This window comes from Actinosynnema sp. NPDC059797 (genome assembly GCF_042732085.1).
GTDB lineage: Bacteria > Actinomycetota > Actinomycetes > Mycobacteriales > Pseudonocardiaceae > Actinosynnema.
This window is the reverse complement of the sequence record NZ_JBHWIE010000070.1, coordinates 18361-29980: the sequence shown is the minus strand read 5'-3', so window position 1 is coordinate 29980 and position 11620 is coordinate 18361. Positions and strand designations below refer to the sequence as shown.

The following is an 11620-nucleotide window of genomic DNA, read 5'->3' as shown; positions in this document are numbered from 1 at the left end:
GGGCATGCTCGACCTGGCCACCCTGCTCATCTGGCTTTGAGGACAGCCCCTAGGACCGGCCGAGCGGCGCGAGGTCGGAGCGCAGCCCGCCCTGGTCGAACCACGTGATCGCCGCGCCTCGGCCTTCGCCCTGGTCTCAATCGCCAGGTACTGCTCGTCCAGCCAGGCCCGCACCGCAGCGGGCTGCTGCTCGTAGGCCCGTCGCGCCGGGCGCTGCAGGGTGAGACCGTGCCGAAGCAACCACAACCCAACACCCTGTTCGGTCATGTCGACCCCGACCACCAGCCGGATCAGCTCGACCACGGCCTGGCGGGCCCACAACGGGCCGTCGATTGACAACTCCTCGGGCGTGTAGTCGGGCATCGCCGCGAACAGGGTGCCGTAATCCTCGGGACTGATCAGCTCGGCCGATCCCGGGCGCCGTCCGCGGCGCACCACCAGGCCGTCGCGGCCCCGCTGCTGATAGGCACGCCACCAGGTGCCCACCGACCGCACCGAGACCCCGAATACCTCCGCCGCCTGCTTGTAGCCCTCAACCTGCCCGGACCTCAGCGCCGCGACCACCCGCAACCGCGGCAACCCCTGCTCCACCGGAGACAACCGGTGCGCACCCCCGACCTCGACCACGAGCAGCAACCTGCAGGCAACTGATCACTTTCGACTCAATAACCCAAGCGGCGTCGTTGAAACCATCGGCCGCCGAACCCGACGCGACGTCCAGGCCGGGGCATGATCAGCTGGATTCGCGCCGTGGAGACAGGGTGTGGCGTCCGATCTTATCGTGGTTCGAGTGGAATCCTGATCCCATGTCTTCGGGAAGGTACTCCGGACCCGCGTCGGTGAAGGTGGAACTGCTGCCTGCCCGTGCCGCGTACCTGATCCGGGCTGGTAGTCGGCGGGGGCTGCGGCGTGCGGTTCAGGAGGCGTCCACGCGGTGGGGTGGGATGGCGGAGCCGATCGTTCCGGTGCGTCGTGACGGGACGGTCGACGGCTGGTGGCGGCAAGTCGTGGAAACCGCCGGTGTGGAAGGTTTGGTCAACATTGACGCCGGATCTGACCACGCGACATCAGTAGCCGAGTCGTTCAACCTGTCCGTCACCCGACTGAGTGATATTGATCGTGGTGGGCCCACACGGTTCACTACGCATCCCTCGGCACTGCCCGATGAGTTCGATCCGACGCAGGCCCGCATCACGGCCTGTGCGCGCGGCCCGTTGTGGCAGGCGGTCCTTGCGGGAGACTTCACCGCCGAGCACGAACGGGAACACGAAGGAGCCATCGGTTTTTGCCGTCCCTCAACCGCTGATCAGGTCGTTCGCGCGTCCTTGCGAGGGGAGACCTTCCTTGACAAGACCGTCAACAGCTTCTACGAGAACTCCGCGCGCGGGCTCTGGCCGATACCGGCTCTGGTCTGGGTGACCACGAAGGACTCCTACCTCGACTGCCTGTGGTTCTGGAACTTCCGCGTGCTGCGGTCGAGGCAGTTCTGCCCCTCCCCGATGATCCTCGTCCCGGCCGACGATCTCCACAACTGGGTGGGCTTCCAGCGGGACCTCGCCCACCAACTGGCCCGACCCGACGAGTTCGCACCGGATGTCTGCATCTGCAGCATCTCTGTCCCCGACGAAGCACTACACAGGCTGGCTGAGGAAATCCTTGGACTCCACCCCACCGAGGAGAAGGTGCGCACCGGCCGCAAGTGGCCCAACGAGACCCGCGTCCCCCCGTTCAACTACCGGGTCAACCTGGAACTGCGGGACCTCCTCCTCTTCGAGAGGCGGTACGGGGAGGAACGCGAGGTGGAGACCTACGCGACCGAGGGACGGGCTCAGTTGCGGTTCCCCTCGCCGATCGAATTCTCCGGCGGGGGCAGGACCCTGCTGCGGCTGAGCAGCCCGCTGTTCGACGCGTTCCCGCAGAAGGATGTCCTCGCGAAGAGGATCGTGAACGAGGCGGTCTGGCGGAACGGCTGCGTCCAGATCGCCACCAATGCGATGAACGCCTACCGGCTGCAGGTATCCGTCCCGTCGCTGGAGGAGGCCACGCACGCACTCATCGAGGCGAAGACCGCTGAGTGGGTGTTGTCGGAGAAGGGCAAGATCGCCGACGCCCTCATTGACGGAGCGGACCTGTCGGTCCTATTGCGCCCCAGCGTGTACGAGGCCGTCACCCACCTGACCACACCCCGTTCCAGCGCCTACAGGCGCCAGATGGAACGGATGCGCGCCGAGGGACGGCCCGAGGACGAGATACAGGCGTACGGCGCCCGGTGGGGCGGTCGAGGAGAACGCCGCTACGACAGCGCCGCAGGGCTCATCGCCAGGATCGGCAGGAAGGCATCTGATCCAGTTTGGGCGCTGGAGTCGTTGTGCGCGATGGAGTGGGCGGAGAGGGGATTCGAAACCAACTGTGGTCGATGCGGCCTGAGCAGTTTCGTGTCGCTTCCGACGGTGGCCAGTAAAGCGACGTGCCCAGGATGCCGTGCCTCCACCACCTACGCGGCGGGGCACGACGGCGTCACCCTGCACTACCGGCTGAACACCTTTATCGACCTGGCAAGCGATCAAGGAGTCCTGCCACACCTGCTGGTGATCGCCGCCCTGACAGCCAAGAACCCGCAGACCAACATGCTGGGCGGCGTCCTCGCGACTTTCCCCGACCGCAACGTCAACGAGATCGATGTCCTCGGCATCCACGCTCAGGAATTCCTCGCGGGAGAGGTCAAGGCCAAGGCCAGGGACTTCACCCGGCAACAACTCGAACGCGACTTCGCCGTTAGCGCGCGCTTGGGCGTCGACACCCATCTGCTTGCCGCAGTCGACAATATTCCCCAGGAGGTCGAAAAAATGGCCCGCGAGCTGGCGGACACCGCAGGACTGCGACTCCTCGTCCTGTCCAAAGACGAACTGCGTCCCACCGCAGAAGTGCCCTGAGACCCGCTCGTAGCCCTGATCGAGTCGACTCACCGGTGCTTCAGGCGAGGTCGGCGTCTCCGATCGCAATTCCAGGGAGGACGCGGTGCCAGCGACCGCGGTGTTCGACCTGGCAGCATGATGGACGAACTGGGCAGGGGATACCTACGGACGTGCTCGGCTCGGGCAGCGCACTCCGCCCAACGCTTACCTACCCTTGCGTCTGTGCTGAATGAGCAGCAGTCCTAGCAGGCGGTGTTCGAGCACATCGTCAACCGGTCCCACCTAGCCACCGCCGGGGACCTGCCCGGCATCCTGGACGAGACGACTGCGCTGGTCGGGGTGTCGGCGCAGCACTACTCTGATCACCTGCCAGATATAGCACCGATCAAGATTGAGAGGATGATATACTTAACTGTCTTCATAACTTCAGTATTGAATAATAGTATGAACTACCGATGTTCGCCTGTCGAAGCCATTAGAACTCGAAGTCGCTGACAAAACACCCTTCCAAGGACCTGCGCTCGACTGCTCGACTACAAGACGCGAGTCGCTGCTCCCGCGTCGAGTTGGGATCGGAACGCGCTCCTGGTCAGGGGGAATGAGGGCGGTGCAGACAGCCCCGGGCCACTGCGGCGTCGCGTAGTTTGCGGCTGCGCCTCTTGCGCTCGCTCTTGCCCTGTGCCGATGTGTAGTCGATCGACGCGTGGTCGGGTTCGGTCGTCGCCGCGTCGTCTATGGCCTGCAGGCCCTGGTCGTCGACCTCTCCTACCGAAACGGCGTAGGTGCCGACCGACAGGAAGCCGTTGGTCTCGGTCCACCGTCGGTAGGCCTCTTCCGGGCCCACGTGTTCTCGTAGTGTCGAGAGCAGGTCCTTGTCCCGCGCGCTCGGGTTGAACGCCTCGCTGGACATCGTGCCGTTCGGCATCTGAGTGGGGTGCACCTGTCGGTAGAGGAGTTCGGTGGCGGTGGTGAGCACCGCGTCCTCGGGCACTTCGCTCATGCGATCCTTCCCGTCCGCAGGAAGACGTCGATCCGGTCCTCGTCGTAGTCGGTCTGTTGGCCGTCCAGCTGCTCGGTGTCGACGTGGTCGGCGCATAGAAAGATCTCGCCGCTCGGCTCGATCGCCACGGACAGTTCCACCGCGTCGCGCACGGTTTCGAGGACGATGGCGCCGTCGATGTTCGAGACGATCGACACCGGCGGGTCCACGGTGGCGATGCGGGGGATGAGCGCTTCGACCCGTTGCACGGAGTCGGCCGGTGGGGCCGCGCTGTGAGGACCGAGCCACCCCGGTTCCAGGGCTGCCACAGCGGCCAGTTGTTGGTGGAGGATCTTTGCGGCGACGGTGCGGACCACCTCGATGCTACGCAGCCCGGTGATCCTCGGGTTCTTGCTCGACGGGTCCGACGTCTCGCCGATCACCACGACATCCGGGGCGGTGATGCCGTCGAGCGCCAGCAGGTCACGCGCACGAGCCGCCAGGTCCGCGTCACCACTGTCGAGGTTGCACACGGCGCTGCCGTTGAGGGTGTTGAGGCGGAAGCTCCTCGATGGACCGTCGTACTGCACGATGACGCCTTCGAGGGCGATCTCGCTGTACTCGGTTTGAGGAGCGGTGGCCAGGGTCTGGAAGGTGGCCCTGACCACCGCGTCGACGACGACCCTGACCCCGGTCTCCTCCGGGGCACCCAGAACGATCCGCTCGTCGTCGCGCAAGGTGGCCCCGACCCTGCGCAGCTGTGCGAGCAGTTGAGGCGATGCCGAGCGGGGCGGATGGCCGTCACGGGCGACGTCGCGAAACGCGTCCGCGACGACGTCGCGCCCGGCCGCATAGGAGCGTTCCCACTCCGCCCAGTCGATGTCGTCCACTGAGGGAGGACGGTGCAGCAGTAGTTGCGGCCGGGCGCTTCCGGCACGCACGCCGGTGAGGCGCAGGTCGAACGCTTCGATGAAGCCCGCGGGGACCCGGCTGCGCCCAGGGTTGGCATCGAGCCAGTGCTGCCTGGCCGCCTGGAGGACCGCGTCGTGGAAGACCTTCACTTCTTGGGCCGCGTCGACCGGCATCCCAGGGGCGTTGAACCTGAAACCGTCGAGCGAGAAGTACGCGAAGGTGTCGGACGGCTCCGGAGAGTCACCGGAAGGTACTGAGGCCGGTTCCTGCACCTCGCCTGGTGTAGAGCCCTCTGACGTCACCTCAGAAAGCTAACACTCCGTGTTCATTCCGCCATATGGTCACTGATGAACCACCCGTATGGTGCAATTTGCTTGACTGTGTGCTCTCGTCATGCAGCGACGGCTGCTGTGCTGTCAGGGGTGACACGTACGCTTTCGCAGGTGACCGACCGCTCCAGTGCTGCCTCCGGCGACGGTGATGTCGGGCGCGACTCGTCGTTGCCGGGCAAAAACCCGACGCTGGTTCCCACACCGTCGTTGACGGCCGGCCAGTTCGAGGACTTCACCGAGCGTCTGTTGAGCGCCCACCGGTTCTGCGCCCCTCCGGTGCGGAAGGTCGCACGCGTGGAGCGCTGGGGGCGACCCGGTGACAAGCAGGACGGCATCGATTTCGAAGGCACGTTCGACGACGGTGCGACGGCTGCCTGGCAGTGCAAGCGCTACGACGACTTCACGGCCGCCGAGGTGCGCAAGGCAGTCGCCGCGTGCACTTTCACCGCCGATGAGTACTACCTGGTGCTTTCCTGTGAAGCGTCCAGCCTGGTCCGTGCGGAGATCGCCAGGCACCCGCGCTGGCAGGTGCTGGACCGGCGCGGTCTGGGGCGGCTGCTCGACGATCTCCCGCTGCACAAGCGGCGCGACGTCCTGGACGCGACGTGGGGGGTGCCGCAGCGCAAGTTGTTGCTCCGTATGCCTGGTGAGGACGCGTTCCTTAGCCTTGACACCTTCGCCGCAGACCGGACGAACCCGGGCGTGGTGCTCAACGACCTGGCACCCGGGGTTGGGCGGAGTGTTGAGCTGGAGCAGCTCGCCGTCGCCTTGAACAGAGGTGAAGACCGGCCTATGGTGGTCCTCATCACCGGTCCGGGCGGGAGGGGCAAGAGCAGGCTGCTGGTCGAGGCGTTTACCTGTTTCCAGCAGGACAACCTCGACGTGCCGGTGGTTTTCCTGTCACCAGGTGCACTCCTGGACACTGCGGCGTTGGCGGAACTTCCCCACGAGCCAGCTGTAGTCGTAGTCGACGATGCCCATCAGTACCAGGAGGGGATCGCCCCGCTCCTGACCTACGCCCGCAAGGTCACTGGAACCCAACTCGTCCTGGCAGCACGCCCCAGCGGCACGTCCGCCATCCGCTCGCAGATCACGACCGCCCGGTTCGCCTCGACTCAGGTCGCTCACATCGAGGTGGGAGAACTGGCGAAGCCGGAAGCGCGATCGCTGGTGGAGTCGTTGACTGACGGCCTCGGGCTCTCCTGGGGGATCCGCGAGTACTTCACCGAGCAGGCGGTCGACAGTCCTTACGTGGCGGTAGTGGCGGCGAACCTGATCCGCCGTGGAGAGTTGACCGCACCGCTCTCGGTCGACACCGAACTGCGTCAACAGGTCTTGAACCGGTATCAGGAGTTGGCCCTCGACGGCGTCGACGACAACCCTGCCCGGCGTCTGCTCGCCGTATACGCCGCCCTGGGATCCGTGGACGACAATGACGAGGACCTGCGCACGCAGATCGCTGGCTTCTGCGGTCTCGGCGTCGTTTCCGTACTCCGGCTGGTCGAGCAGTTGCGTGATCGCGGTGTGCTGGTCAACCGGTACGGGGGCACCCGGGTCACTCCGGACGTCCTCGCCGACGCTGTCCTCGAACGCGAGACGGCTGTTGGCCGGTACGACACCGGCTTCGTTCGAGAGCTGTGGCAGGAGTTCGGCCCGCGATACGGTGGTCGGCTCGTGAACGAACTCGCTGAATTGGACTGGCGACTCACCCAGCAGGGTGGTCCAGCTGTCTTCTCGCCGGTCTGGAGAGCCATTCGCGCGGAACTGCTCGAAGCGGACCTCGGCGGACTCCACCGGATCATTGCCAGGCTCGGCGGGCTGACCGCCACGCAGCCCCGGGTGCTGATCGAGGCGCTGGAAGCTGTGCGAGCACGTCTTGGCCCACTCGTGGACGACCGATCCAGGGTCTGGAGGGTGCTCCGCGTTCTCGCCGAGCAGTACGGAAGGTGTGCAGCCAACGCGCCAGAACTGCTCGAAACCGCGCTTGACGCGTTGTGGGCGTTGCGGCGCTCCGATCGACGGCCGGCCTACCGGGACCCCGACCACCCAGAACGCGTCATCACCGAACGACTCGCCAACCTCGGCCGACTGCCCGACGAGTCCTTCCCCAACCGCATCCTGGACCGCGTGGAAGCCTGGCTCGCTTCACCTCTTGAAGACCGCGATGCGGCCACGCCGTTGTTCGTGCTCAAGTCGCTGCTGGCCAAGGATGGTCACCGCACCGTTCAGGAGAACCAAAACACCTTCAGGTTCAACACGTTCCTGGTCTTGCCGAGCTGGGCCCGGCCGATCCGCGATCGGATCCGCTGCATCCTGTGCCGCGAAGCCTCGGGGAATGATCTGCGTCGCGCCGGTGCTGCGGTCGAACTGCTCGAACACGCGCTGCGAGCCCCTCAGCCGGGGTACGGCCGCTCGGTCACCGACGAAGAGGTGCTGGCCTGGGAAGACGACGATCTGAGCACCATTGCGGTGCTGACGGAGGCAGCGCGAGGCACCGACGGCTCTGTTGTCCGACGACTCATCCGACGAGCGGTGACCTGGCCGGCGGAACATGCTTTGTCCCTCCCGCTCCGCCATGCCGCCCTCGTCCTGGCCACCGAACTCGACGAGAACGACGATGACCTCGCCCAACTCGTACTGGGACGAGGTGACTCCGCAATCCTGTCGTGCCGGGGTGTTCCGGTGCCCACCCTGGACCAGCTCCACGCCGCACGGGCAGCCGCAGAGTCTGAGGGGGAAGGGCTTACCGAGGAACAGCGGCAGGCCGGTTCCAAGCAGCGGATCCAGGAACGCATCGCGCTGAGGGAAGCAGCGTACGAAACCTTGGCGGATCGGGTCATCGACCGCCTCGTGGCTGGCGGCGACCCGGCATGGATCGTGACCACCCTCGACGAGATGCTCCGCCAAGTCGGAGCCACCGGGATCGAGCGTGCCACGGCGCCGTTCCTGCTTCCACAGATCGCACAAGCCCGTCCTGACCTGACCGCCGATCTCGTCCGGGCCGTGGTCGACCACACAGCCGGACCGCTGGACCAGCAACTGCGTTGGCTGCTCAACACCTGGGTGGGACTGGACCAAGGTGCGGTCCTGGCCTGGCTCGACAACCTCGCCAACTACCGCGTCGAGATCCGCCTGGCGGTCGCCGATGCGTTCATCAGCGGGGCATGGGTCGGCCGCGGTGCACCGTTCGTCCGGGTCCGCATTCGCGGCCTGGTCGACCCGGACCGAGCCGTCCGGGAGCGATTCCTGATAGCGGTCCACCCACTTCTGAGAGTCGACCCGGTGCGGATCACCGAACTCTTATTGGCCTCCGACATCTCGGCGGGCCTTGCCACCGACGTGCTCGGGCAGGCATGCGGGTACGACGGCGCGGGCTGGGGTGCGGGCTTCGGCGAAGCTTCCGCTGCAGCCGTGCTGAGGCTCATCAGCCGCACGGACTGGTCCGACTACGTCGTACAACAGATTGCGACCGCGATCGCCCGCAAGCACCCTGTGCTCGTCTTGCAGCACCTTTCAGACCTGCACGAGCAAGGCCACCGCCTGCCCACCAAGATCGGCGAAATGGCTGACGCCTTCGACGTAGGGGCGGCAGAACTGGTCTGCTGGCTGGTCGGCGCAGCTGTGCAGAGCCCTGATAAAGCAGTCGCTGTCACGGGCCTGGTGATGTCCGGTGTGACGGCGAAGCAGGCGGAGCACCTCTGCGCGGCGGTCGACCACCTCAACGGTGAAGAGCTCCTCGCCCTGGCCGGGGTGCTCCGCATACAAGCGACTTGGCCGCTGAGCCAACCCAACTTGGCACGCCGCATGATGCACCGCGCCAGGATGATGGGACAAGCTGCGGCCGGCGCAACCCGACAACAGATCGCCGGTGCCATGCGCCCGAAGTTCTGGTCTTACGGTAACGAGGCTTCGACAGGGCTCGTCCGGCTCAAGGAAAAGGTAGTCGAAGCGCTGGCTGATGAAGAGGACGAAGATCTGGCGGAGGACTTTCGAGGAGTTCGCGACTGGCTTGAGAAAGATATGGCCAGGCTGAAGCGTCAACTTGAATCGGGGATGAACGACTGAGGTATGTTTTCGATGTCCGCTCTTGCTTCAGGTTTTTCTGTGCCTGTAGCGCAGAAGCTCTTGATCGGTCAACAAAAATGATCTTGTAGTCGCATGTCCCCATGGGGACATTTTTCCGGAGTTCAGAGGTGTCGAGGTGCCGTATAGATGCGACACCCTCACCAGTGGAGGCCGGATGCGCAACCAACCCAGCCCGCAACAGGACGACCTGCGACTTCAACAGAAGGTCGAGGCCGTCGACAGGATCGACGACTCGACAGCGGTGTCACCTGATGGTGTTCGCTCAACCGGCCAACCGCAGGGTGACGATGATCGCCTGCTGCACACCCCCGCTCAAGCGGCGCGCATCTTGACCATCCGGGAGTCATGGTTGCGCCGCATGGCCGGGCAGCGGAAGATCCCGTGTACTTTTGTTGGAAAGCACCTGCGCTTTTCGAGTGCCGACCTCGGTGTGATCGTGCAACGCGGCGCCCGTCCTGTGCGTCGTTCGATGCCATCTTCGCGAAATTCTTCCGTCCGCTCGTTCGATCGACGGTGCGACTGAACACATATCCATTGCGCTCCGAACGATATGGAGCGTCAATGTGCATCCGATCGCCTGTGAACAGGTGAAAATGCGAGCAGAGGACGGTCTTTATGGCATGGGTTGAGAAGCACGGGGACGGTTTCCGGGTGCGGTACCGGCTGCCGGACGGGTCGCTGTTCACCGAGTCGGGGTTCGCCACGCGCGAGCAGGCGGTCAACCGGGGCGCGGACGTGGAGTCGGACAAGCGGCGAGGGCGGTTCGTCGATCCCCGGTTGGCGCGGACCACGGTGGGGGAGTGGGTGAGCCAGTGGATGGACGCCCACCATGTGAGCGGGGTCACCTGGAGCACTTACGACTCGCATCTGCGCAACCACATCCTGCCCCGCTTCGCCGGCACGGAGTTGGGGGAGCTGTCCAGGATGGTGGTCAAGGGTTGGGCGAAGACCCTGCGCCGGTCGTTGAGCGAGCGCAGCGTCGGCGATGTAGTGGGGTTGCTGTCGATGATCCTCGGTGAGGCGGTCGACGAAGGTCTGATCGGGGCGAACCCCTGCCGGAAGTTGAGGCTCAACACCGGTGATCAGCCCGAGCGGCCCTATGCCGACGCCGGGGAGGTGGCCGCGCTGGCCGGTCGCGTCGTGGCACCCGAGAACGCGGTCCTGATCGTCACGGCGGCGTACACGGGCCTGCGCTGGGGTGAACTGGCCGGATTGCAGTGGGGACGGGTCGACATGGCCAAGGCGGAGATCCGCGTCGATGCCAAGGACGGTGCCCTGCACGAGGTTCGCGGCCGGCTGGAACTCGGGCCGCCCAAGACGCCGGCCAGTGTCCGGACGGTGCACCTGCCGAAGTTCCTGACCGAACTGCTCGCCGAACTGCGTCACCGCAACCCCGGTGCCCGATTCGTCTTCACCGGGGTCGACGGTGGGCTGCACCGCCGGTCCAACTTCCGTCGCCGCGTCTGGGTTCCGGCGTTGGCGGGGAACGAGAAGCTCGGCCAGGTGCCGATCAAGCCGGGCATGCACTTCCATGACCTGCGTCACACGCACAAGACGTGGCTGATCGAGGACGGTGTTCCCGAAGTGCTCCAGCACAAGCGCATCGGCCACAAGTTCCGCGGTGTCATGGGCGTCTACTCCCACGTTACGCAGCCGATGATCGACACCATGCTCGCTCGGCTCCAGGAGCGGTGGGAGCAGAACGGCCAGGAGATCTGGTGACCTCTTCGGGATCGCATGTGAGGTCAAGATCTTTTGCTCCCACAGTGCTCCCACGAACGGAAAACGGCCCGCCGACGATGATCGTCGACAGGCCGTTGACCTGGTAAAACACACTGTGGGCGATACTGGGATCGAACCAGTGACCTCTTCGGTGTGAACGAAGCGCTCTCCCGCTGAGCTAATCGCCCGTATTCGGTTTTCGTCCCCCGCTCTCGCGGTGTGGTCATACCTTACAACATCATCCGCGGGAACCAAAAATCGGGCTCTCCAACCACGCCCAGTCGAGCCCGAACCAGCCGCCGACCAGCGCGAACGCCCCCAGCAGCCAGCAGGTCGCCGCGACGACGAGGCCGGTGGCCGCCAGCACGAGCGCCTTCACCACGAGGTTCTGCCGCTTGAGCCACTCGACCCACGCGTCGTAGTAGCGCTTGGCGAACCGCAGCACCCGCCCGGCCCACGCGAACTCCGTCGCCAGGATCGCCAGGCCCGCGAAGACGACCAGCCACCCCGGACCGGGGTAGGGGATCATCAGCACGCCGCCGACCAGGACCAGGCCGCCGACCACGCCGACACCGATGCGGTAGGCCAGGTTCAGCGCGGGGTTGCGGCGGAACCACGGGCGGTACCCCGTCGCCTCGACGGTCTCTTCGCGCTCCTTCGTGCTCATGCGCACA

The 11620-nt window shown here is 65.5% G+C and carries 8 protein-coding genes and 1 tRNA gene; 4 read left to right on the top strand and 5 right to left on the bottom strand.

Features of this window, described 5'->3' with window-relative positions; translation table 11 throughout:
* A partial coding sequence (locus ACFV4N_RS18795) for a winged helix-turn-helix domain-containing protein (protein WP_499673816.1) occupies positions 1–627 on the bottom strand: 627 nt, incomplete at its 3' end.
* Positions 628–944: 317 nt separating this feature from the next.
* On the opposite strand from ACFV4N_RS18795, the gene ACFV4N_RS18790 reads away from it, so the two are divergent.
* Entirely contained in the window at positions 945–2933 is a 1989-nt protein-coding gene (locus ACFV4N_RS18790) for a hypothetical protein (RefSeq protein WP_499673815.1), read from the top strand.
* A 571-nt stretch (positions 2934–3504) separates the two neighbouring features.
* Here ACFV4N_RS18790 and ACFV4N_RS18785 read toward each other — a convergent pair.
* A complete protein-coding gene (locus tag ACFV4N_RS18785) occupies positions 3505–3915 on the bottom strand; it encodes a hypothetical protein (RefSeq protein ID WP_499673814.1) in 411 nt (136 codons plus the stop codon).
* Positions 3912–5078 carry a hypothetical protein gene (locus ACFV4N_RS18780; RefSeq protein ID WP_499673813.1) on the bottom strand — a complete coding sequence of 389 codons (1167 nt, stop codon included), beginning with the start codon at positions 5076–5078 and terminating at the stop codon, positions 3912–3914. Before ACFV4N_RS18780 ends, ACFV4N_RS18785 begins: the two co-directional genes overlap by 4 nt.
* A 171-nt stretch (positions 5079–5249) precedes the next feature.
* On the opposite strand from ACFV4N_RS18780, the gene ACFV4N_RS18775 reads away from it, so the two are divergent.
* From ACFV4N_RS18775 to ACFV4N_RS18765, 3 genes are all read left to right on the top strand, one after another.
* Positions 5250–9203, top strand: a complete 3954-nt coding sequence (locus ACFV4N_RS18775; RefSeq protein WP_499673812.1) for a P-loop NTPase — start codon at positions 5250–5252, stop codon at positions 9201–9203.
* Between the two features lie 175 nt (positions 9204–9378).
* Entirely contained in the window at positions 9379–9747 is a 369-nt protein-coding gene (locus ACFV4N_RS18770; protein WP_499673811.1) for a helix-turn-helix domain-containing protein, read from the top strand.
* 128 nt (positions 9748–9875) lie between these two features.
* Positions 9876–10946: a tyrosine-type recombinase/integrase gene (locus ACFV4N_RS18765; protein WP_499673810.1), complete on the top strand. Its 1071-nt coding sequence runs from the start codon at positions 9876–9878 to the stop codon at positions 10944–10946.
* A gap of 116 nt (positions 10947–11062) precedes the next feature.
* On the opposite strand, the gene ACFV4N_RS18760 is transcribed toward ACFV4N_RS18765, so the two are convergent.
* A tRNA-Val gene (locus ACFV4N_RS18760) sits at positions 11063–11134 on the bottom strand.
* Between the two features lie 50 nt (positions 11135–11184).
* Positions 11185–11613: a TIGR02611 family protein gene (locus tag ACFV4N_RS18755; protein WP_499673809.1), complete on the bottom strand. Its 429-nt coding sequence runs from the start codon at positions 11611–11613 to the stop codon at positions 11185–11187.
* Between the last annotated feature and the right edge of the window lie 7 nt (positions 11614–11620).

What these genes read in the sequence shown, in the direction of transcription:
- ACFV4N_RS18785 (WP_499673814.1), bottom strand. Translation starts at nt 3,915, where the DNA reads ATGAGCGAAGTGCCCGAGGACGCGGTGCTCACCACCGCCACCGAACTC.
- ACFV4N_RS18790 (WP_499673815.1), top strand. Translation starts at nt 945, where the DNA reads ATGGCGGAGCCGATCGTTCCGGTGCGTCGTGACGGGACGGTCGACGGC.
- ACFV4N_RS18770 (WP_499673811.1), top strand. Translation starts at nt 9,379, where the DNA reads ATGCGCAACCAACCCAGCCCGCAACAGGACGACCTGCGACTTCAACAG.
- ACFV4N_RS18755 (WP_499673809.1), bottom strand. Translation starts at nt 11,613, where the DNA reads ATGAGCACGAAGGAGCGCGAAGAGACCGTCGAGGCGACGGGGTACCGC.